General features: G+C 49.0%; 23 protein-coding genes. 4 read left to right on the top strand and 19 right to left on the bottom strand.

Going from position 1 to position 21,614, the window contains the following annotated elements:
- Positions 1–3: 3 nt before the first annotated feature.
- The 11 genes from I8U17_RS02895 to I8U17_RS02845 form a co-directional block, all read right to left on the bottom strand.
- Positions 4–450, bottom strand: a complete 447-nt coding sequence (locus tag I8U17_RS02895; protein WP_198055409.1) for an acyl-CoA thioesterase — start codon at positions 448–450, stop codon at positions 4–6.
- 428 nt (positions 451–878) lie between these two features.
- A complete protein-coding gene (gene pyk / locus I8U17_RS02890; RefSeq protein WP_198059029.1) occupies positions 879–2,630 on the bottom strand; it encodes a pyruvate kinase in 1,752 nt (583 codons plus the stop codon).
- Positions 2,631–2,653: 23 nt separating this feature from the next.
- Positions 2,654–3,613, bottom strand: coding sequence for a 6-phosphofructokinase (pfkA, locus tag I8U17_RS02885; protein ID WP_033101110.1), 960 nt, complete (start codon positions 3,611–3,613; stop codon positions 2,654–2,656).
- Between the two features lie 229 nt (positions 3,614–3,842).
- Positions 3,843–4,811 carry an acetyl-CoA carboxylase carboxyltransferase subunit alpha gene (locus tag I8U17_RS02880; protein ID WP_033101109.1) on the bottom strand — a complete coding sequence of 323 codons (969 nt, stop codon included), beginning with the start codon at positions 4,809–4,811 and terminating at the stop codon, positions 3,843–3,845.
- Positions 4,808–5,668, bottom strand: a complete 861-nt coding sequence (accD, locus tag I8U17_RS02875; RefSeq protein ID WP_033101108.1) for an acetyl-CoA carboxylase, carboxyltransferase subunit beta — start codon at positions 5,666–5,668, stop codon at positions 4,808–4,810. Before accD ends, I8U17_RS02880 begins: the two co-directional genes overlap by 4 nt.
- 133 nt (positions 5,669–5,801) lie before the next feature.
- Entirely contained in the window at positions 5,802–6,482 is a 681-nt protein-coding gene (locus tag I8U17_RS18725) for a FadR/GntR family transcriptional regulator (RefSeq protein WP_198059003.1), read from the bottom strand.
- Positions 6,483–6,497: 15 nt separating this feature from the next.
- Positions 6,498–7,736, bottom strand: a complete 1,239-nt coding sequence (ystJ, locus tag I8U17_RS02865) for an NADP-dependent malic enzyme (protein WP_198055411.1) — start codon at positions 7,734–7,736, stop codon at positions 6,498–6,500.
- A gap of 211 nt (positions 7,737–7,947) precedes the next feature.
- Positions 7,948–8,328, bottom strand: a complete 381-nt coding sequence (locus tag I8U17_RS02860; RefSeq protein ID WP_160173855.1) for a hypothetical protein — start codon at positions 8,326–8,328, stop codon at positions 7,948–7,950.
- A gap of 207 nt (positions 8,329–8,535) precedes the next feature.
- Positions 8,536–9,003: a hypothetical protein gene (locus I8U17_RS02855; RefSeq protein ID WP_033101104.1), complete on the bottom strand. Its 468-nt coding sequence runs from the start codon at positions 9,001–9,003 to the stop codon at positions 8,536–8,538.
- A gap of 148 nt (positions 9,004–9,151) precedes the next feature.
- Positions 9,152–9,694: a phosphatidylglycerophosphatase A family protein gene (locus tag I8U17_RS02850; protein ID WP_198055412.1), complete on the bottom strand. Its 543-nt coding sequence runs from the start codon at positions 9,692–9,694 to the stop codon at positions 9,152–9,154.
- 232 nt (positions 9,695–9,926) lie between these two features.
- A complete protein-coding gene (locus tag I8U17_RS02845) occupies positions 9,927–13,349 on the bottom strand; it encodes a DNA polymerase III subunit alpha (RefSeq protein ID WP_033101103.1) in 3,423 nt (1,140 codons plus the stop codon).
- 149 nt (positions 13,350–13,498) lie between these two features.
- Here I8U17_RS02845 and I8U17_RS02840 point away from each other — a divergent pair, with 149 nt between their 5' ends.
- The 4 genes from I8U17_RS02840 to I8U17_RS02825 all read left to right on the top strand — a co-directional run bounded on the left by I8U17_RS02840 (position 13,499) and on the right by I8U17_RS02825 (position 15,054).
- Positions 13,499–13,822, top strand: coding sequence for a YtrH family sporulation protein (locus I8U17_RS02840; RefSeq protein ID WP_033101102.1), 324 nt, complete (start codon positions 13,499–13,501; stop codon positions 13,820–13,822).
- Between the two features lie 15 nt (positions 13,823–13,837).
- Complete coding sequence (locus I8U17_RS02835) at positions 13,838–14,377, top strand: sporulation membrane protein YtrI (protein WP_033101101.1); 540 nt, start codon at positions 13,838–13,840, stop codon at positions 14,375–14,377.
- A gap of 91 nt (positions 14,378–14,468) precedes the next feature.
- Positions 14,469–14,657: a YtzJ family protein gene (locus I8U17_RS02830; RefSeq protein ID WP_033101100.1), complete on the top strand. Its 189-nt coding sequence runs from the start codon at positions 14,469–14,471 to the stop codon at positions 14,655–14,657.
- A gap of 85 nt (positions 14,658–14,742) precedes the next feature.
- Positions 14,743–15,054: a YtpI family protein gene (locus I8U17_RS02825; RefSeq protein WP_033101099.1), complete on the top strand. Its 312-nt coding sequence runs from the start codon at positions 14,743–14,745 to the stop codon at positions 15,052–15,054.
- A 52-nt stretch (positions 15,055–15,106) separates the two neighbouring features.
- Here I8U17_RS02825 and I8U17_RS02820 read toward each other — a convergent pair whose 3' ends face one another.
- From I8U17_RS02820 to I8U17_RS02785, 8 genes are all read right to left on the bottom strand, one after another.
- Positions 15,107–16,417 carry a DRTGG domain-containing protein gene (locus tag I8U17_RS02820; RefSeq protein WP_033101098.1) on the bottom strand — a complete coding sequence of 437 codons (1,311 nt, stop codon included), beginning with the start codon at positions 16,415–16,417 and terminating at the stop codon, positions 15,107–15,109.
- A 129-nt stretch (positions 16,418–16,546) separates the two neighbouring features.
- Positions 16,547–16,837: a hypothetical protein gene (locus I8U17_RS02815; RefSeq protein ID WP_160173854.1), complete on the bottom strand. Its 291-nt coding sequence runs from the start codon at positions 16,835–16,837 to the stop codon at positions 16,547–16,549.
- Positions 16,838–17,003: 166 nt separating this feature from the next.
- Positions 17,004–17,480 carry an antitoxin YezG family protein gene (locus I8U17_RS02810; protein WP_198059002.1) on the bottom strand — a complete coding sequence of 159 codons (477 nt, stop codon included), beginning with the start codon at positions 17,478–17,480 and terminating at the stop codon, positions 17,004–17,006.
- A gap of 279 nt (positions 17,481–17,759) precedes the next feature.
- On the bottom strand, positions 17,760–18,266 hold the full coding sequence (locus tag I8U17_RS02805; RefSeq protein ID WP_033101095.1) for an Imm6 family immunity protein: 507 nt from the start codon (positions 18,264–18,266) through the stop codon (positions 17,760–17,762).
- Between the two features lie 16 nt (positions 18,267–18,282).
- Positions 18,283–19,851, bottom strand: a complete 1,569-nt coding sequence (locus I8U17_RS02800) for a hypothetical protein (RefSeq protein ID WP_052154211.1) — start codon at positions 19,849–19,851, stop codon at positions 18,283–18,285.
- Between the two features lie 308 nt (positions 19,852–20,159).
- Positions 20,160–20,537, bottom strand: a complete 378-nt coding sequence (locus tag I8U17_RS02795; RefSeq protein WP_255518238.1) for an Imm6 family immunity protein — start codon at positions 20,535–20,537, stop codon at positions 20,160–20,162.
- Positions 20,498–20,674 carry an Imm6 family immunity protein gene (locus tag I8U17_RS02790; protein ID WP_198059000.1) on the bottom strand — a complete coding sequence of 59 codons (177 nt, stop codon included), beginning with the start codon at positions 20,672–20,674 and terminating at the stop codon, positions 20,498–20,500. Before I8U17_RS02790 ends, I8U17_RS02795 begins: the two co-directional genes overlap by 40 nt.
- Positions 20,675–20,915: 241 nt before the next feature.
- Entirely contained in the window at positions 20,916–21,605 is a 690-nt protein-coding gene (locus I8U17_RS02785) for a metal-dependent hydrolase (RefSeq protein WP_033101093.1), read from the bottom strand.
- Positions 21,606–21,614: the final 9 nt, after the last annotated feature.

Here is a 21,614-nt window from a genome sequence, read left to right as displayed (position 1 = left end):
TCCTCATCCTTTTTTCGGATTGTGCATCTGAACCAGCAGCTCATAAATCTCCGGAAATGCACGTTTTATGTTTACTCTTTTCATCTCTTTATTCACCCACAGGTGTGTCGTCGTCCCCTTCGCCAGCTTTACACCGGTCTCCTTGTTTGAGATCTCGTACGAGAAAACGACTTTGGGACCGGATAACTCCTTCATCTCGGTACGGATCAAAACCAGGTCATCATACTTGGCTGAATGCATATACTTACAATGGATGTCCACCACGGGCAAGAGCAGACCGTTTTCTTCCAGCTTACGGTAAGAGGAACCGAATTGGCGGATCAGTTCCGTTCGGCCGATCTCAAACCACACGAGATAGTTCGTATGGTACACGACACCCATTTGATCCGTCTCCTGATAGCGAACCCGCAGAACGGTTTCATTACAAGGTACATTTGCATACTCTTCCATTAAGTATTCCCTCCAACCAAATGAAGTATCAGACAAAAGCATTCACAGAAAAAAGGAATTGGTTTGTGAGCGAAGCATTCCAGCCATTGCCATCAGTTTTTTTCCAATTATGACTTTTGTCTTATTGCCCCAGATCGCCACTCTTTTTATAATAGTCAATAGCCGATGGGTTAAAACCGGGTTGTACACATATTTGCCCGCCCGACTTCACATAATGAGAACAGCCAATTCCTTTTTTACAGATAAAATCAATTCTGAAAAAAGTGCAACCTAAGAAAGAAAGGAGCATCGTCATCATGAAACTCAGAAAGAGAAAACAACGGCGCAAAAGACTCCGTTGGTGGATCTACCCCCGTTTAGGACTGCTGTAAACCCCATTGATTCCGCACTTATTCGAAAAGCGCTGGATGTCTCCAGCGCTTTTTTTATTATAGCACGTTGGCTTTACCGGAATAGATTTGACCGCGATCCGCATCCACCGTGACCATGGTCTCGGCAGCCAACAGGCTGGTTGCATTTTCCACGCCCACGACCACCGGAATTCCGAGGCTGACACCCACAACCGCCGCATGGGAGGTCAATCCACCTTCTTCCGTAATAATCGCGGCGGCCCGTTTGATTGAATCAATCATGTCCTTATCCGTGGCGCGAGTAACCAGTATCGCCCCATCGACCATTTTTCCCTTCAGTTCTTCAGCCGTATTGCCAACGACGACCGGCCCGGTGACCACTTGCTTGCCGATCCCTTGTCCGCTGGCGAGCACTCCGCCGATCACATGCACTTTCATCAAGTTGGTTGTACCGGATTTCCCAACCGGCACGCCGGCGGTGATCACCACCAGATCCCCTTGTTTTACACATCGGTTTTCCAGGGAAGCGGATATGGCGGTGGCAAACATTTCGTCCGTTGTCGGCGCTTCCTTGCCCAAAACAGGGTATACGCCCCAGACGAGAGAAAGTTTTCGGATAATATCTTCATTTGGCGTAACAGCGATAATCGGGGCCAACGGCCGGTATTTGGAAACCATCCGTGCAGTGAAACCCGTTTCCGTCGCAGTGATGATAGCCGAACAATCCAAGGTATGAGAAGTATGTACAACCGCCTGGCTGATCGATTCGGTGATCGTATTGCCGATTTCTCTCGTCCGCTGCCGGAACAGTTCCCGGTAACGAAGGGAGGATTCGGTGCGCAGAGCAATTCGTGCCATCGTTGTTACCGCTTCAACCGGGTATTTTCCGGCAGCCGTTTCACCCGAAAGCATAATGGCATCCGTACCGTCCAAAATGGCGTTGGCGACATCGCTCGCTTCAGCCCGGGTGGGTCTGGGGTTGCGCTGCATCGAATCCAGCATCTGCGTGGCCGTGATCACCGGTTTGCCCAGCTGATTGCATTTGCGAATCATCTCTTTTTGCACGACCGGCACTTCTTCAACCGGGATTTCCACTCCCAAATCCCCGCGCGCCACCATCAGCCCGTCGCTCACTTCCAGGATGGCATCGAGGTTTTCGATTCCTTCCTGATTTTCGATCTTGGAAATGATCGGGATGTTCGCACCATGCTCTTCCAGTATCCGGCGAATCTCCAGGACATCTTGCGGTTTGCGCACAAAAGAGGCTGCTATAAAGTCTACTCCCTGTTCGATTCCAAATAAAATGTCTTCTGCATCCTTTTGCGTAATTCCCGGCAGATTGATTTTGACCCCCGGGATATTTACGCCTTTGCGGCTTTTTAACGTGCCACCGTTTTGGATCGTGCAGTGAATTTCCGTTCCCTCTACAGCATCCACGGTCAATCCGATCAAACCGTCATCGATCAAGATCAATGAACCGACTGCGACATCCTGCGGCAAACCTTCATAAGAGACGGAAATCCGGCTTTGATCTCCCAAAATATTCTCTGTGGTCAAAGTGATTTTTTCGCCGGCGACCAGCTCGACTGCAGGTACCCTCAGATCGCCGGTCCGAATCTCCGGACCTTTCGTATCCAGGAGGATGGCCACATTTTTCCCTTCTGCTTTGGCCGCTTCGCGGATATTTCTGATCCGTTTTCCATGTTCTTCGTGCGATCCGTGTGAAAAATTGAGGCGTGCGACATTGAGGCCGCTCGAAATCAGCTTGCGCAGAATTCCAATCTCTTCACTGGCCGGGCCAATCGTACAAACAATTTTCGTCTTTCGCATCATCCTTTTTCATCCCCTACTCACTAAATGGATAAAATTTTGGCTAAATCATACAATTGCAAATCAGGCTTGTGTTTCATGGAAAAGGCTTTGTCAAAGTCGATTCCCACAACCTCATTATTCCGGATCGACACCATTTTGTCTTTTTTCCCTTCCAACAGAAGCTCAACGGCTTTTGCTCCCATCCTGCTGGCCAAAACCCGGTCAAATGCCGTCGGGGAACCGCCTCGCTGCACATGGCCCAATACGGTTACCCGCGTTTCACATCCGGTGATTTCTTTGATCTTCTCTCCAATCTCGATGCCGCTTCCAACCCCTTCCGCCACAATGATAATGCTGTGTTTTTTCCCGCGTTCATTGCTGTGCTTCAAACGCTCCACAATCTCGTTCAAATCATAAGGTGCTTCAGGAATCAAAATCGATTCCGCTCCGTCGGCAAGCCCCGCCCAAAGAGCGATATCACCGGCATCCCGGCCCATCACTTCAACCACATAAGTCCGCTCATGCGAATAAGCCGTATCACGAATTTTATCGATACAGTCAATCACGGTATTAATCGCCGTATCAAATCCGATCGTAAAATCCGTTCCAGGAATGTCATTATCAATCGTTCCCGGAACTCCGATGGTGGGAAATCCGAGAGCTGTCAATTTTTTCGCTCCCTGAAAACTCCCGTCCCCGCCGATGACAACCAATCCGTCAATCTTGTTCTTGCGCAACTGTTCAACCGCTTTTTTGCGCCCTTCCTCGGTTTTAAATTCTTCACAGCGGGCACTGTATAAAATCGTTCCTCCACGATGGATAATATCACCGACATCCCCGAGCGAGAGAAGTTTCAGATCACCTTGAATTAGTCCCGTATAACCACGATAAACCCCAAAAACTTCCACACCGTGATAAGCCCCGCTTCGTACAACCGCCCGAATCGCGGCATTCATTCCGGGGGCATCGCCACCGCTGGTCAAAACAGCAATCCGTTTCATGATGTATCACCTCTATTAAAAGAATATCCCATCCCTAAGGGACAAAAAATGTCCATGCGGGACAAAAAGAAAAACCGCTGATCGGTTTTTCAACTGGTGAACAAAGTTCCAAAACAGGAGTCCGTCAGGTCTTGGTGCTTCTCTTTGCTCCGGTTTCTTTTTTCACAAAGGTCGCTGCAGAAAAGCACCAATCCCCTCCCGTTCCAAACTTGTCCACAGCCTCTGTTTTTTACTTTGCCACCAAGGAAGTGAATTCTCCCATACCAGCGTATTTTTTATAACGATCCTCCAACAGTTCGTCCGGCGTCAATTGCAAAAGCGACTGCAAATGTTCATTTAACGCCTGTTTGATATAGTTTGATTGTAACATGGGATCTTTATGAGCTCCACCTTTTGGTTCGGGAATAATCTCATCGATTACCCCCAACTCTTTCAAGTCTCCTGCCGTGATCTTGAGGGCTTCGGCGGCTTCCTGGGCTTTGGCGGAATCCCTCCACAGGATCGCGGCTGCTCCTTCCGGGGAAATGACGGAATAATAGGCATGCTCCAGCATTAGCAGGCGATTTCCCACTCCGATCCCCAGAGCTCCGCCGCTGCCTCCTTCCCCGGTAACCACGCAGATGATCGGAACGGTGAAGCCGGCCATCTCCCGGAGATTGCGGGCAATCGCTTCACTTTGTCCGCGCTCTTCCGCCTCCACCCCGGGGTGAGCGCCCTGAGTGTCAATGAAACAGATAATCGGGCGTCCAAACTTGTTGGCCTGCTGCATGAGGCGAAGCGCCTTGCGATACCCTTCCGGATGCGGCAAGCCAAAATTGCGGGCGATCTTGTCTTTGGTATCCGTTCCCCGTTCATGTCCGATCACGGTCACCGGTCTCCCGTTGAACTTGGCGATTCCTCCGACAATCGCCGGGTCGTCCCCGTACAGCCGGTCCCCGTGCAACTCGATAAAATCGGTAAAAATCGTATGGATATAGTGCAATGTCGTGGGACGGCTCGATTGCCGGGCGATCTGCACTTTTTGCCAGACCGTCAGGTTCCCGTAAATCTCATCTTCCAGCCGCTGCGCTTTGGCTTCAAGCGTGTTGATCTCTTCCGACATATCCAGTTGTTTTTCGGAAGCAAACTTTTTCAGTTCCGCAATCTTGTCACGCAACTCCACCAACGGCTTTTCAAAATCCAAGTAGCCATTTTTCATTTCGCTTCCCTCCCATATGCGTGAAGCTCCAGAATTTTCATGAGCGTATCACGCATCTGGTGGCGCTCCACGACCAGATCTAATTGTCCGTGTTTAAGCAAAAATTCGGCTGTCTGAAAGTCCTCCGGCAACTTCTGGCGCACCGTCTGTTCGATGACGCGCCGCCCGGCAAACCCGATCAGCGCCCCCGGTTCAGCAATATTGATATCCCCCAGCGAGGCAAAGCTGGCAGATACTCCTCCGGTCGTCGGATTGGTCAACACGGAAATGTACAAACCCTTTTCCCGATGCAAACGCTCCAGCGCCGCACTTGTTTTGGCCATCTGCATCAAGGAAAGGACCCCTTCTTGCATCCGGGCACCACCTGAAGCGCAAAACAGAATAAACGGATAGCGTTTCGTCGCCGCACGATCCGCCGCACGCGCAATTTTCTCGCCGACAACCGATCCCATGCTGCCCATGCGAAAGCGTGAATCCATCACACCGATCACGGCCGGATAACCGCCAATCGTCCCTTCTCCCGTAACAACTGCTTCATTCAGATTGGTTTTTTCCATATCTTTTTTCAGTTTGCTCATATAATTGGGGAACTGAAGCGGATCTTTGGATAACAAATCCCGATCATACTCAATGAAATGCCCTTCATCAACCAGGGAGGCGATTCGCTCCGGAGCGGAAAGCGAAAAGTGATAACCGCACGCTTTGCATACCTTCAAGTTCTTTTCCAGTTCCTTGGTGATCAGAATGGTGCTGCACCGCGGGCATTTTTGCATAATCCCTTCGGGGACCGCCTTTTTGACTTGCTCAGAAGGGATGGTTGCGTATTTCTTTTGCTTTCTGAATAAATCTCTTAACACAATAACACCTCATCTGAGTTTGAACTTAACCGATCATTTCAAGCACAGCTTCGCCTTTCAAATCCCGATTCTTTTATGCTCCCGTCATTATATCTCATTCCCTTGATCCGATTCAACGGAGCCATAAAAGACGTTAATGCGCGCATTCCATCAAGGAAAAAATCCGTTCAAACAGCATCATCGCTTCAAGCTCCTGCCGTTTTTTGAAAGCCAGGACAATTTCATGATAGTATCTTAACATTTTGTGCGCAAAATACTCCTGTTCCATCCACCCTTTTTGCCCGATTGCTTCTTCAAAATGAACAATCGGATACCAGATCCGGGTCAGCAAATAATTGTTAGCCATCCTGATAATCTGCGCATGAAAATCCCGTACTTCTTTTTTCGGATTGTTTTGCTTTTCAAGCAAGTGCTCAATTCGAGCCAATATTTTTTCCAGTTTGTCGATCTGCTCTTTCGTCGCTTTCCTCACCGCCATCCGAACCGCGCCGGTTTCGATCAGCATTCTCGTTTCCGTCAGATCCCCTTTTGACCGCTGGTCGCGCAAGATGAACCCGGCCAGCAAATCGACGAAGTGATGGGCATGATAAGGCTCCAAAAAAGTTCCTTCCCCCCGTTTGGTGCTGATGAGTCCCAACAGTTCAAGCGAGCGCAGTACCTCGCGCACAGTTGAACGGCCGGCGCCAAGGCGTTCGGACAACTCACGTTCGGATAGCAAACGATCACCAGGCTGAAGCCCGTCCTCTTCGATCAGTTGCTGAATTCCTTTGAAAATCTCCTTGAATTTGTTTGATCCGGTTTCTTGTTTCCTCACTTGGAACTTTCACCCTTATGATACAAAAGAACTTGTCAGGCGTATCGTTTTTCTGTAGATTTCCTCAGGATCCACCTGAATCCGGGCTTCTCCCGTCTCCATTGCCACCCTGGCCACTTCGGCAGCCACTTTGGCCGCCACACGCGGATCAAATGGCTTCGGAATCACGTAATGGGGAGACAATTCATGTTCTTCAATCAAATCAGCAATGGCGTAAGCAGCCGCAATCTTCATCTCTTCATTAATGCCTTTGGCTCTCACATCGAGAGCACCTCGAAAAATACCCGGAAAAGCCAGCACATTGTTAACCTGATTGGCGTAGTCCGAACGGCCGGTTCCAACTACCGCAGCGCCCGCTTCCATTGCTTCTTCCGGCATGATCTCGGGAACCGGGTTGGCCATCGCGAAGATAATCGGATCATTGTTCATCGAGCGGACCATTTCCGGGGTGACGGCCCCTGCCACGGATACCCCGATAAAGACGTCGCTTCCTTTAATCGCTTCCGCCAGATCACCGGTAATCCTCGTGCGGTTGGTTACTTTTGCGATCTCTTCCTTGATCGGATTCATCCCGAAGGATCGTCCTTCATAGATGGCTCCCTTGCTGTCGCACATGATCACGTCTTTGACGCCCATGCGCCGCAGCAACTTGATGATCGCAATCCCCGCTGCACCGGCTCCGCTCATGACAACGCGAATCTCATCCATCTTTTTGCCCACGACTTTCAGGGCATTGATCAATCCGGCCAATGTGACGATCGCCGTACCGTGCTGGTCATCATGAAAGACAGGGATATCGAGTTCCTTTTTCAGCCGTTCTTCGATCATGAAACAAGCCGGAGCGGCAATATCTTCCAGATTGATCCCCCCAAATGTCGGGGAAAGCAACTTTACAGTCTCCACAATTTTATCGATATCGGTTGTATCCAGACAGAGCGGAAAGGCATCGACACCTGCAAACGCTTTAAATAATACGGCTTTGCCTTCCATCACCGGAATGGCTGCGTGCGGACCGATATTTCCCAGCCCCAGTACTGCGGTTCCGTCCGACACAACTGCCACCAGATTTCCTTTCGCTGTGTAATCGTAAACGGTTTGAGGGTTGGTATGAATCTCCCGGCAAGGCTCAGCCACTCCCGGAGAATAAGCCAGGCTCAAATCGTGGGCCGATCCCACCGGAACTTTGGATTGAACGGTGAGTTTTCCGCGCTTCTCACCATGCAGCTTCAAAGCTTCTTCCCGCAAACTTGACAAAAAAATCGCTCCCTTTCCCGACTGTTGGTGGTCAGACCACCAGCATGTCCCATTATATCAAATTTAGGCAACTTAAAAAACGGAACGAACATGCGCTTTTTCGCTTTCTACATACGATTCCTCCGTCCGATGCCGGATCCCTGCTTCGTTCACTTTATCTTCCAAAAAAAAGAACACAGCGAAACCGGCTGTGTTCTGTCGAGGAGCAAGCTTATTTCAGAGTCACGGTCTCCGTTTGGTTGTTCCATTCCAGCTGCAGCTTCAACTCCTGAGGCTTGTCCTCCGCTTGTTGCGCAAAACTGACCGCTTCATATTGCCCGTTATCCCCCAAGACAAAATTTCTTGTATCGGCCACTTTTCCATTTTTCAATAGTTTGTATGTAACATTGCCAACCATCACCGCGTCGGAGCCCAGATAGCGAATGATCAGTTTCTTCTCAAAGACGGAGTCCTTCATCTGATATTGGAATACGGCAGACCAATGCTCACTTTTTCCGGACAAACTCCCCTTGCCCCCCTGTCCGGAACAAGCGTTCAACAACATGAAACAAAAGATCAACAGGAACCAAGCCACTCTCCATCGTAATATCATGTCATCAACCTCTGCTTTCCCATTAGCCGCCTTAATCCAAATTCCGGTTATATTAGCAAATCCTTAATTAAATTTATCATCTCCGCCAGATCGGTTCTATCATTTCTTCTCAAACTTCCATACGGCAAATTTTGCCACCCGCCCGATCGGTCGACGCTATTGTTCCGGTACAGGGCTCGTCCAACGATAGTTCTGACGCGCTGGAGATTATTTTTTCATCATGGCGACCATGGCATCATGGAATTTCATCAATTCCTTTTCCAGCCAGGAGTCAAATTCGAATATAAGTCCGCGAACATAGGCCGCTGCCTCTTCCTCGTCCCGGGTACGAAAACCCAGATCTTGATCCATCCAGATTTCCCACGCGCCGTCGGCCCATTTTACGGAGATCTGCACTCCATAGGCAACATCAAAAAAACGCCAAACCCCTCCTTCCTTGCGCACATGCTCCAGATAAGAAGAGAGCCGGGTGCGAAAGCGTTCATATACTTCTTCCAGAACCTGTTTCATTTTTGCTTCCTCTTCAATACGCTCTTCCATCTCCTCTTCCCCGCCTGAGATGATGAGATCGCTCTTTTCCTTCGCAAACCGCACCAGATACCGGCAACCTCCAAGCGGATCAACCAGTTCCCGCTTTCCTTCTTTTCGCATCAGCGATGACCATGCTCCATTCATGATGCAATCCTCCTCTTTCTATTTTCAGATAATAAGGAATGATACAAAATTAATCAATCCTCTTTATTATAAACAAGTAAGGATCACGAAAAAACAGACATCTTCTTGCACCTGGTTTAAAAACAAGTCGTTTTCAATTGAGTTGATCTCAATCTTCCCGCCTTTGATCTCTGCTGTTCTCCGCATCTTTTTTCTTCAGCAGCAAACTGGCATCGTACCTTTTGATATTCGGATTCTGGTGCGCAATCCGGGCTGCGGCAGCAGCGGCGATCCCTGCAACCAGATCATCGAGAAAGACATGAATCTGCTCCCCGTGATTATTCAGCTTTTTCATAATGCCGACCTTATTTTTATCAAGGTATCCGAAACTGGTCAAGCCGATTGTTCCATAAACATTGGTAATGCTTAAAGCCAGAATTTCATCGATTCCGTAAAGAGGTTCGTCCGCTTCCATAATCGTTTGAAACGGTTCGGGCAGCTGCTTTTGCTCTGCCAGCATATCAAGGGAAACCCCGGTGATAATCGCATGCTGAACTTCTCTTTTGTGCAAAACGGCATCAACATTATCCACGCATTCGTCCAATGTCAGGTTCTTATTGTATGGCCGCTGCAAATCGTAGACGATCCGTGCGATATCTTCCGTCGTCACTCCGCGTTTTTCCAGCAATACAACTGAGTGTTCATAAAACACAGTTTCTCACCTTCTCAGAAAAAGGCCCTTTGTCTCCTTGAAGAGCCGGTTTAAACCAATATATGCAGGCCGGATTTGGAACTTGCCCGGACAACCCCTGCCCTGACCGGCTGTCTGATGACCTTTTTTACCTCCGACCGTTTTTTCGCAGAATCAGGTCGTGGTGCCTCCCGGATCCCTCCTGCATTTCCAACCGTCGCTCCGCGGGGCACCACTTCCCTTCATCGCTCGCTTAACTTTCATCCCTTTTCGCGATGCGGACGCTTCCTTCTCCCAAAAGCTGTTCCAACTTGGCCAGGCTCCCCTTGTTCACCGAAAGGCCATAGCGATCCGGTGGCAATGACAAAACCTTTTTGCTCCGCTCATAATACAAATAGACAGGCATTGTCCCGCGATACTGGCCAAGGATCTTTTTCAACTGATGAAGTGACTGCGGATCTTCCCTTTCTTGAGAAATTCTGAGATAAACGACCTGCTGCTTCGGCAGGCGACCGTCAGACAAATCTGCGATTTTAGCGGCGATCACTTTGACAGACTCATCCTGGCGGTCAACGCTTCCCCACACCAAAACCGGCTGATCTTCCTTCAGCCAGGAGCGCCATTCGGCAAACCGCTGCGGAAAAATAACGATCTCCGCCCTGCCGCTGCGATCTTCCACTGTGAGGAAAGCCATCATCTCTTTCCGTTTGGTCTGGACCAGCTTCAGATGTGTAATCCATCCGGCCACTGTCACTGATTGGCGATCCCGGCATTCCGGCAATTCATTTAAACGATGGGTGATCGTCCGTTCAATCATCGGTTGCCAGCGGTCAAGCGGATGGCCTGACAGATAGATTCCGAGCAGTTCGCGTTCCGCCTCCAGCTTTTCTTTTTCCGTGTAGGGAGAAACGGACTGAACCTCCGACAGCAATTGCTCGAAGGTAATCTGATTCCCATCCTGAAACAAGCTGATCTGATCCTTGCCCTGCCTCTTTCCGTCACGGCTGGCTATTTCGATCACATCATCCAGTGCCGCCAGTTTGTGCGCGCGGTCACCAGGCAGGCAATCGAGCGCACCGCAACGGATCAGCGCATCCATCACCCGTCGGTTGCATAAGCGCAAATCGACCCGGCGGCAAAGATCGAGCAAATCGGCAAATGGCTTTTCTTCCCGTTCCTTCAAAATATTCTCGATCGCCAGCGTCCCCACGTTTTTGACGGCCGCCAGTCCGAAGCGAATCGCCCCGTTTTCCACGGTAAACGAAACGCCGCTTTTCTGTATGTCCGGCGGCAAAACGGGAATGCCCATTCTCCGGGTCTCATCGATGTATTCTGCCAGCTTGCTCTGATTCCCGACGACTGTCGCCAACAGCGCCGCCATAAATTCGAGCGGATAGTGCCTTTTTAAATAAGCCGTCTGATAAGCCAATACGCCATAGGCGGCGGAGTGGCTGCGGTTAAACCCGTAATCGGCAAAGCGGACGATCAGGTCATAAACGCGATGACCGACTTCTTCGCTGTATCCCCGATTGATACAGCCTTCGACAAATGCCTTTCGCTGCGCGGCCAGGAGATCTTTCTTTTTCTTGGAGACAGCCCGGCGCAAAAGATCGGCCTGCCCCAGGGAAAATCCGGCCATCTTGGCGGCAATTTGCATAATTTGCTCCTGATACACAATAATCCCGTACGTATTTTTGAGAATCGCTTCCAGATCCGGGTGAGGGTAATCCACTTTTTCCAGTCCTTGTTTGGCACGGATAAAGCGCGGAATCTGCTCCATCGGACCCGGCCGGTACAGTGCCAAAACAGCGATCAGGTCTTCAAAGTTGGACGGTTTCAGTTCCCGGAGCACTTTGCGCATGCCGGCCGATTCCAATTGGAAAACACCGGTGGTCTCCCCGCTGGCCAGCAATTCATAGGTTGCCGGGTCATCATATTCCGTTTGCGCGAAATTCACCTCTGTCCCGCGACCGGTCCGAATCAGCTGCAACGCTTTTTCAATGACCGTCAGATTGCGCAGCCCCAGAAAATCCACTTTCAACAGCCCGATCCCTTCGAGGACTTCCATCGGATACTGGGTCAGCGGGATGCCGTCCGTTCCTTCCTGCAAGGGAACATGGTTGGTTAACGGCTCATTGGAAATCACCACTCCCGCGGCATGAGTGGAGACATGCCGGGGCATTCCTTCAATTTTGCGCACGACAGAAAAAAGCTCGCGTATTTCGGACTGCTGTACCATTCGCTTTAACTCCGGCTCCATGGCAAACGCGCGCTTCAGCGTCATGCCCGGTTGGGCGGGGATCAGCTTGGCAGCCTGATCGACCGCCTTGTACGGCAACCCCATCACCCGTCCCGCATCGCGTACTGCTGCCCTCGGTGCCATCGTTCCAAAGGTGATGATCTGCGCCACCCGGTCAGCTCCGTATTTGTCGACAACATAGCGAATGACCTCATCGCGGCGTTCATAATTAAAGTCGAGGTCAATATCCGGCATCGTCACCCGCTCCGGATTGAGAAAACGCTCAAACAGCAACTGATACCGGATCGGATCGATATCTGTAATTCTCAGCACATAGGCTACCAGGCTGCCCGCCGCCGAACCGCGCCCCGGCCCGACAGCTATTCCCGCTTCATGCGCAAAACGGACGAAATCCCACACGACCAGAAAGTAGTCATTAAATCCCATCCGGTCGATGATCTCCAGCTCATAATCCAGTCTCGCTTTCGCTTCCTCCGTAACCTCCCCATACCGCTCACGCAATCCGTCGAGACAAAGCATCCGCAAATAGTCTTTTGCCGTCATGTCCCCGGGTACGGGAAAACGCGGCACCAGGCGCATTCCCAGCGGAATTTCCACCTGACAGCGTTCGGCGATCCGGGCCGTGTTTTCCAGCGCTTCCGGTACATGAGAGAAAAAGCGTTTCATTTCTTCTCCTGATTTCAAATAAAAGGAATCACTGGGAAACCGCAACCGGGATTCATCGGCCAATTTCCGTCCGGTGCCGATGCAGAGCAAACAATCGTGCATGGCATGATCTTCCCGGCGGACATAATGGACATCATTGGTGGCAACGAGCGGAATCCCCATTTCCCTTGACCAGGCGATCAATTGCCGGTTTACTTTCTGCTGTTCCGGCAGTCCGTGATCTTGAAGTTCAAAGAAAAAGCGGTCCCGGCCAAAAATATCCACATACTCCTCGATCAGAAGACGTGCTTTTGTCAGGTCTCCCTCCAAAATCGCCCGGGGAATTTCCCCGCTCAGGCAGGAACTGGTGGCAATCAGTCCCTCGGAAAACCGGCGCAACAATTTTTTATCGATTCGCGGTTTATAATGAAATCCATGCAGATGAGCCTCCGTGGTCAAACGTAAAAGATTGCGGTAACCCTCCGTCGTTTCCGCCAGCAACAGCTGGTGACAGATTTTTTGTTCCCGCGGCGAAGGACGATCGCGATAGTCTCCGGATGCCATGTACATCTCACAACCGATAATCGGCTTGATTCCTTGGTTGAGACACGCTTGATAGAAAGGAACCACTCCGTACATCGCACCATGATCCGTAATCGCCAGTGCGCTCATTCCCAATTTTTTCGCTTCGCCGACCAGTTCCTCGATCCGTCCGGCACCGTCCAGCAAGCTGTATTCCGTATGAACGTGCAAATGCACAAATGGATCCATTGCCCCGACCTCCCATCTTCCTTCTATTATAATGGATCTCCATCTGCGAACGTATGTTTTATTCCTCCCATATTGAACCCGGTCAGAGTCATCAATCTCCAACTCTCCTCATACGATTTTAAAAGAATCCAGAGAAGGACGGGTTGCTTATGGAACAGGAATTTTGGGCCACCACGATACTCGATTTCCTGATTGCCCTCGGAGTCGTGCTCGGCGGCGTGATCCTTGGGGGGATCGGCGCCTTTATCACCGACGAATATCCGATGTTTCGAATGGTCCGCCTGGCTGAACAGCTGAAAATCTGGGCGATGGTGGCGGCAATCGGCGGAACGTTTGATACGATCAAAAACTTTGAGATCACGATTATGGGCGGTCAGCTCAACCTCGCTTTTCAACAATTAATCTTCATCATCAGTGCTTTTTTGGGCGCACATGCCGGCACGCTCCTGGTGCGTTGGCTGATTCAGGGCTGATGGGTGAGTGAGACAATGGCACGCGAAATCTATCGCGGAATTGTCAAAAACAAACGTTCATGGGTGATGTTTTTCATCGGTATCATCTTTGGCGGAAGTATTTTTCTTTTCCTCTACGGACAGAAAATCGACAGTCTGTTATCCGAACGCAATGCCATCTACTATGCCAACAATCAAAAATACAAAGAAATCCTGAAGCTGCAGGAAGAGATCGAGAATCTGACACGAAAAGGCGAAAAAAGGGAGGAAAAAGAAGACCGCATTGAAAAAATCATCGTCGAAGTCAACAGCGATCAGCCCTATATCACCGATGCCGTCAAGACACAGGTGGAGGAAAAACTTTCTCCGTTTCTCAATAAATCAATGCAATGGATCAGCAACAATCCGGACATCATCGAGCTGATTCTGGACAAACAGCCGATCGTGATCGATGGCGCCCAGAAAAGCAAAGTGGAAATTCACTTGAAATATATCTCTTTTTACCGCTCTACGTTGAAGATATGGATTACTGCTTCGGATCTTTCCGGAGAAGAGATCCCGGAAACGGACGGTTGATACCATGCGGGTCTTCCCCCTTCAGTCGTCCGGCCTGTTCAAAATCTTTTTTTTGCGGTAATATTAAATGACAGGAAAGGGGGGGACCACCATGATCATAAGTCCAAAAGCGCTCGCCAGAGCCAAAGCGGAAAAGCTGAAAAAAGGCTACACTGCATTTGTTGAAACCGAAACCGTTGCACATTTCCTCAAAAAAGAAATCGAAAAACAAAACCTCCGTGTCGTTGTCGATCAAACCCCTCATGGATGCTGGTTTACCCCGCTTGAGCGAGAAGAGTAACACCGGTCACTGCTTATGGGGCGCATGAGCAGTTGCCATGCTCCCCAAACTGTTTTTCCATACGCTTTTTTGGGAGGTTATCCTCATGCAAGTAGTCGGAATTTTGCTCATTTGCCTGATCCTCATCACGATTTTCGGCACTTTTTTCAACAGCATCCTGCAACGGCGCAATGAAGGAATGATCAAGCGCCTGTACCAAGCACGCATGAATATTAACATGGGTGTCATGTTCATCTCCATCGCCGCGTTGCAATTAACATTGCCCGGCTCTTCCTTCCTACGTTATTTCCTGCTTTTTCTTGTCATCGCAGCAGGCCTGATCAACCTCTACTACGGAATCAAATACCGCCGCTACTATACCGAAATGATCAACAAGCAATCCGAAGCCGCTCAATGAAAAAGCGCAAAAAGAAAAGCCGCTCTCAAGCAGCCTGAGAAGCCGGCTTATTTTATCTTTCAATCGTATGGGCCGTAATCAGCGCTTTGGCGACGATCTGGTGATCCAAAACCATTTCCACATCGAGTTTGGCCTGTTTTCTCCCCAAATCGAGGATGCGCGGCACCAGTTCAACTATGCTGTCGATCTGTACTGGTTTGAGAAAATACAAGGTGAGATTGTGAACAGACAAGTCCCCCCGCCTCTGTTTGCGCAGGGTCCGAAGCGCCGTTTCCGTAATGAGGGCAGTGCAAACCCCCGAGCTCAAGGTTCCCAGCGAATCGGTCATCTGCGGGGTGATTTTCCCCCGATACACCGGCTGGCCGTTTTTCATCAGTTCCTCAAACGAACGAAAGCTGAGTTCCTGAAATGTTTCACCCACCTGTGGCTGTTTTTGCATATATTGGAGCGATTTGATCACATCCTGGCGGCTGATCACACCCAAGAGACGACGCTGATCATTCACCACCGGCAACAGTTCGATCCCTTCCCACACCATTTCATGTGCGGCCGAAGCGAGCGATGTCTTTGGATTGGCCACAATCGGGTTCCGGGTCATCACTTTTTCCACTTTATCATCTGAAACAAAACCCATCACATCTTTGGCCGTGACCATACCGACCACACGCATCGATTCATCGACCACGGGGTAACGGCTGTGACCGGTTTCCCGCACCAACTGATGAAACCGTTCAACATTGTCATGCACCGTCAGGTAAACCGGAGACGGCTCTTTGCTCATAACATCCTCGACCACCAGGATCTCCTTTTTGATCAGCCGGTCGTAAATGGCCCGATTAATCATCGCAGCCACCGTAAACGTGTCATAACTGCTGGATATGACCGGAAGTTCCAGTTTATCGGCCAATGCTTTCACTTCATCCGTGGCATCAAAACCGCCGGTGATGAGAACGGCTGCTCCGCGTTCCAGGGAAATGCGATGAACGTTATCCCGGTTTCCCACGATTAACAGATTGCCCGATTCCACATACCGCATCATTGCTTCCAGCTTCATCGCCCCGATGACAAAGCGGTTCAGTGTTTTGTGGAGTCCGGCTCTCCCTCCCACAACCGTGCCGTCAACGATGTTCACCACTTCTGCAAACGTGAGTCGTTCAATGTCGGAGCGCTGCTTTTTTTCAATTCGCACCGTCCCGACCCGTTCGATTGTATTGACCAATCCCTGCGCCTCGGCATCCTTGATCGCTCTGTAAGCAGTTCCGTCGCTTACGCCCAAATCCTTGGCGATGCTTCGCACCGAGATTTTTTCCCCGACTTCCAAATTGGCAATGTATTGCAAAATCTGCTCATGCTTGGTCGTCACATTCTCCCCTTCTTTCCTCCGCCTTCGTTGGTCTGTTATACCATATTATATAACAAACGGAGGGACAGGAAAAAGAAAAGGAGCTGACCCGTTGGTCACTCCCGATAATTCTTTTTAAAACAGATGTTTTTATTGTAAAGAAACAGATTTGACCCGCCTCATTTTCATCTGCTCCTTTTTCCACTTCCGCTCCGCAGCCAGCCATTCCAACCGTCTCTCCGCTTCCATCCTCTTCCTTCTTTGTTCTTGCATCCTGCGCATCTGCCGGGCATTGGCCATGATATAGAAAAGCATTAAAATAACCCATGTCAACGCAAATGCATCCGCCAGCGGCGATCCGGACCCCATGGTCAATTGGGAAATGCCGAACAAAAGCAGCAGAATCCCGCTCACCACAAGCACGCCGTGCTTCATAACCACCCTTTCCTCCTCCCTTGTGACAAGCTCTTTTTAAACATGTACGCAGGAAACTTCTGTTTCATGCAAAAAATGGCTGCAATTGCAGATATGATTACTAAAAAACCACAATGCCGATGAAACACATGCGGCATTGTGGAGTGGAAAAACTGAACAAGAATAGAAGGATTCAGGATTGACCGGTCTTTTTCAAATATGCTTCCAAAAAAGCCCTGTCGTCCTCATCCTCGGGAACCAGTCTTAAATACTGATACTCCCAAATAATTTGCTGTTGATGCGGATTTGCTTCCGAAAGATCGGTATAGTCAAAATCAATCTTGAATTTTCCGAAGTTATCAAGGATGAAGGTCAGATTGGTCCATGGTTCATGTCCTTGTGACTGATATTCAGTCCACAGTTCTTCCAATTCATCAAGCAACTGATGTTTTAATTCGGCAAATTTCTCTTCAGACACGTGAAAAAGCTCCGGGATATCCAGACTATAAACCGGTTCCCTGCGTTCACTCGGATAGTAGAAGAAAAACGATTTGCTGAATCCATCTGCGACTTCCCCGTACAAATAAACCTTTTCCCATTCCTCCGGGATCATTTCGATTACCGTTTCCGCCATTTGCTGATATAATTTCCCCAAACGGGTGTCATCCATCTCATTTTCCTCCCGGTGTATTTTTAAACCTGGCTTCAACCCATCTGCCAATCAGTCCATAAATTATCCATTTTTTTCATTCTGATTATTCAATCATTCATTGGAACCGCTTTATCAACACTGTCGGAACTTCTGAGGATTCGCCGGCGATGCACGCCTCGCACAGGCCGGGCAATCCGCCGGTGTTGTTGCACTTTGTTAAATAAAAAATGACCCCGAAAGCGCCGGACAGGTTCATGCCCTTCTCCCTGCCCAGGCACTTTGAGGTCGTGAGCGAAGCTAAATCCGGCTCAAAATTTCCGACCGCTTGATCTTTTTGTCACTGCCTGCCGGATAATTTTCGAGCAAATGCTTTTTCAACCGTTCAGCCCACTCTTCTTGATATCCATCCACTTCTCTTATTCTTTCCATAAACTGATCAATGGATTGATCACTTTCGCTTTCCAAGAGTTGGGGAACATACTCTGTCTTTTCATATTGATAAGCTTGCCAGATCACGTAACATACCGCTTCAATGATCGAAAACAGGACGGATTTGGCTTGCGGATTTTCTTTTACCCCGGGATATCCTTCAATCAAAATTAATCCGTCATCTTCATCATCAAATCTCTCATAAAGGTCATCTGCACCGTACTTCTTCTCTTCAACCCATTCCCAGCACATGTCTGTCATTTCTCTTACCAGAGGGTACCATTCGTATTTTTTGGTTTGATCAATGATTTTTTCAGTCAAGGTCAATACATAAGCAGCTTTGGCATCTTCATTGATCTTCTCGTACCACCCCATCATAACTCCCCCTTTACTACGGCTTGTACGGATATTGTTTACCATTTTTCACTATAAAGAAATGCTTTTTTGTCACTTTTGCTCCTTGATTAACTTCACTTGAAACAACAATCTCAAGATTTGGATACCGCTTGCTGAGTTGACTCAGAATTCCGTCCATCGCATTCGGATTCTTCCCGAGTCCCGATTTGCACGAAGAGCATACTCCCGTTGGATTGGATTGATGAATATAGAGTTTCCCTTTCACATCAAGCCGATTTGGAAACTTCGCATCAACCTTTTGAACAAAATCATTGATGACCATCTCTTCAGCATGATTTTTGGCCTTATCCAGTCCAAACGGTGATTTAATCGGTCGGTTTGGCATTAACGTATCCAGATCCGGCAAACCAGCCTCTTTCAGTACTTGAGGAGAAGCACCTTCAAATACTTCTTTTTCCAATCCTTTAATATCGGTTCTGCCTACTGCGACGGTCTCTGTTTTAGGCACATTTAATTTGTTTCGATAGGCGGCCAGATCATTTTCCAGCAGTTTCGTATTAATGCATGATGTTGCTACGGCAAAATAGCCACGCTCCTGATTCAGTGCCACACAATTGGTCGCACTTTTAAAGAGGTTTTTTACAATCGGCGTTTTGGCCAGCAATGGTTCCAGTGAGGAGGCCGCCTTATTGACCGCCGGTTCGGCAAAATGGAAAAGTCCCAGCATTCCGGCTCCGAAGACCCCGGAGAAGATCATCATTTTCCAGTTGATCTTCCGGCCGTGCAGGAGATCGTCGGCCATACTGGTTCCTGCACCTTCAACTGCATTGACAAATCCGGCCCGGGTAAAGATTTTTTGCATCGGCCCGGGAAGTTTCCCGATCAGTTTGCTTCCCCCGCGCATCAGCGGACCCATAAATCGGGATTCAGCCAGTCCGGTCAGCAGTTTCTGCCCAACTCCGGTGGCCAGGGCTCTTGATGCTCCGCCGGCGATGCCCGCCCCGCACAGTCCAAGCAATCCGCCGATGGCCGCATCCATAAAAGTGTGTTTATCGATTTTCCCGCCATTCAGCCCGGCGCTGATCAAAAATGATAAAGCTGCACCGCTCAATACGGCAGCTCCCAGCGGCGGGGCGACAAAGCACAAGACCACCCCGACAATCACCACGGCCGCACAAGCGATGTACTCTTTATACTTGACAATCCAATTCCAGGTGGCGGATAACGCATCCACTACAACTTTGGCGATCTTGTCACACACCTTGCAAATCCAGTCCCAAAGCTGTGAGGCCTTGTCTTTCGTCCAGTTCCAGGCATCGGAAGCCTTGTCCGAGGCCCAATTCCACGCGCTCTTAAAAGGTTTGGTCACCGAATGCCAAAATCCTCCCTCATCTTTCTTTTCAGGCTGGGGAGGCAGCTGCGTCTTCGACGGCGGCGGATCTTCCTTTCCTTTATCAAAATGGTCATTTACCTGCGGAACCTGAAAGCTTCCGGCGGCATATGCCTGACTGCTGTAACATCCTGCACCGACAATGAAGACCAGAAGGAGCAGCAGGAACCCGTAAAAAAATTTACTCCTTCTGATGTAATTAACATTTTTCAAAATGATATCCACCACCTGAAGGGTTATTTATTTATATGAATATATTATGTCAACAGCCAATTGATGGAAAGGTCTAATAATATGATAAAATAATAAATTTCTATCCTCTTTGAACAAAAATACTTTTTCACCCATCATTCCAGGGATTCAATTCAGGAAAGCTCATTTTTCATCCTTAAATTTCTGTTCACATATGGCAAAAATCCTCGCTATTCTGCGCGAAGTGTTAAATACAAAATAACCCCGAAAAGCGCCGGACAGGTTTATGCTCTCCCTGCCTCGTCTCTTTTCGGGGATCATGATCGAAATTAAATCTGACTCAAGAGTTCCGACCGCTTGATCTTTTTGTCACTGCCTGCCGGAACATTTTCGAGCAAATACTTTTTCAACCGTTCAGCCCACTCTTCCCGATATCCGTCCACTTCTCTTATTTTTTCCATAAACCCGCTGTTTGTATATTCGTCATTTACCCCCTCAATAGGTTGCGGAACTTTATGTTTCTTACGTTCAAACACATATGCTTGCTTGATTGTATAAGAGGCTGCATGAAATACACACCAATAAACCAACTCGGCTTGCCGGTCACCTGTGAAAGGATCCTCTTCACAGGAAATAACGAACAGCCCCTCATCTTCATCGTCGATCGTTATGTAAAGGTCATATCCCTCATGCTTTCCTCTACCCATTCCCAGCACAGGTCGATGGATTCCCTGACCGTTGGATACCAATCATAATCGGTTAATTTATCCAATACTTTTTCGGATAATGCTAAAAAATAAGCAATTTTTGCATCAGCATTGACATTCTGATACCATTTTTCCAAAATCGATTGCCTCCCTGTTAAGCACGGTACTTGTTCTCACGACAGCGATCGTATTCATATCAGCATTCACCTTCAAAAATGACAAGGGTGTACCACTACTGCTCCCGGCAGCAGGGAGAAAAATAAACAAAAAAAAGAGACGGTTTCCGGGGCCGTCTCTACCAAAGGGGGTTTTCATCCTGTATTTATTTTAGTCGATGATTTTTACAGGATGATTACAGGAGATTTACAATTCCATATCTTATAGTTCGAGGGATTCTCCGGCTTTCAGCGCCGCGCCTTTGATTCCTTTTTGCTCCAATTTTTTCACGAATGCCTCTCCATCCTGCTGAATCGCCGGGAACGTATTGTAGTGCATGGGAATCACTTGTTTTGCCCCGACCCATTCAGCGGCAATCAAGGCATCATCGGGGTCCATGGTGAAGTTGCCGCCAATCGGAAGCATGGCCAGATCAATCGGCTTTTGCATCCCGATCAGTTTCATGTCGGAATACAATGCGGTATCCCCGGCGTGATAAATCGTTTTGTCTCCGAGCGTCAGCACAAACCCGGAAGCAGGCCCCATGTAAATGATTTCTTTTTTCTCATCCAACACCAGCCCGCTGCCATGCAGGGCATTGATCAACTTGACGCTTCCAAATTCAAAGGAGAAGGTTCCGCCGGTTCCCATCCCATGGGTATTTAATCCCTGCCAGCCGAGCCAGACGGAAAGTTCGTGCGGGGCGATGACCGTGGCACCGGAGGCCTTGGCAATCTCGACTGTATCGCCGACATGATCATTGTGGCCGTGTGTCAGCAGGATATAATCCGGTTTCAAGTTCTCCGGTTTTACTTTCGCCAAGGGATTCCCGGTAATAAAAGGATCAATCAGCAGACGGTAACCGTTGTGTTCGATTTCAAAACAAGCATGACCATGGTATGTAACTCTCATTTTCTTACT

It is taken from the genome of Thermoactinomyces sp. CICC 10521, assembly GCF_016055135.1.
GTDB classification, from domain to species: domain Bacteria; phylum Bacillota; class Bacilli; order Thermoactinomycetales; family Thermoactinomycetaceae; genus Thermoactinomyces_A; species Thermoactinomyces_A daqus.
Note: the sequence above shows the minus strand (reverse complement) of the source record. Positions and strands in the feature narration are given on the sequence as shown.

Bases quoted from the DNA above. Each gene is read 5' to 3' on its own strand.
- I8U17_RS02895 (WP_198055409.1), bottom strand. From the start codon at position 450: ATGGAAGAGTATGCAAATGTACCTTGTAATGAAACCGTTCTGCGGGTT.
- pyk (WP_198059029.1), bottom strand. From the start codon at position 2,630: ATGCGAAAGACGAAAATTGTTTGTACGATTGGCCCGGCCAGTGAAGAG.
- pfkA (WP_033101110.1), bottom strand. From the start codon at position 3,613: ATGAAACGGATTGCTGTTTTGACCAGCGGTGGCGATGCCCCCGGAATG.
- I8U17_RS02880 (WP_033101109.1), bottom strand. From the start codon at position 4,811: ATGAAAAATGGCTACTTGGATTTTGAAAAGCCGTTGGTGGAGTTGCGT.
- I8U17_RS02860 (WP_160173855.1), bottom strand. From the start codon at position 8,328: ATGATATTACGATGGAGAGTGGCTTGGTTCCTGTTGATCTTTTGTTTC.
- I8U17_RS02855 (WP_033101104.1), bottom strand. From the start codon at position 9,003: ATGAATGGAGCATGGTCATCGCTGATGCGAAAAGAAGGAAAGCGGGAA.
- I8U17_RS02845 (WP_033101103.1), bottom strand. From the start codon at position 13,349: ATGGATCCATTTGTGCATTTGCACGTTCATACGGAATACAGCTTGCTG.
- I8U17_RS02840 (WP_033101102.1), top strand. From the start codon at position 13,499: ATGGAACAGGAATTTTGGGCCACCACGATACTCGATTTCCTGATTGCC.
- I8U17_RS02835 (WP_033101101.1), top strand. From the start codon at position 13,838: ATGGCACGCGAAATCTATCGCGGAATTGTCAAAAACAAACGTTCATGG.
- I8U17_RS02830 (WP_033101100.1), top strand. From the start codon at position 14,469: ATGATCATAAGTCCAAAAGCGCTCGCCAGAGCCAAAGCGGAAAAGCTG.
- I8U17_RS02825 (WP_033101099.1), top strand. From the start codon at position 14,743: ATGCAAGTAGTCGGAATTTTGCTCATTTGCCTGATCCTCATCACGATT.
- I8U17_RS02810 (WP_198059002.1), bottom strand. From the start codon at position 17,480: ATGGATGACACCCGTTTGGGGAAATTATATCAGCAAATGGCGGAAACG.
- I8U17_RS02805 (WP_033101095.1), bottom strand. From the start codon at position 18,266: ATGGGGTGGTACGAGAAGATCAATGAAGATGCCAAAGCTGCTTATGTA.
- I8U17_RS02795 (WP_255518238.1), bottom strand. From the start codon at position 20,537: ATGGGTAGAGGAAAGCATGAGGGATATGACCTTTACATAACGATCGAC.
- I8U17_RS02785 (WP_033101093.1), bottom strand. From the start codon at position 21,605: ATGAGAGTTACATACCATGGTCATGCTTGTTTTGAAATCGAACACAAC.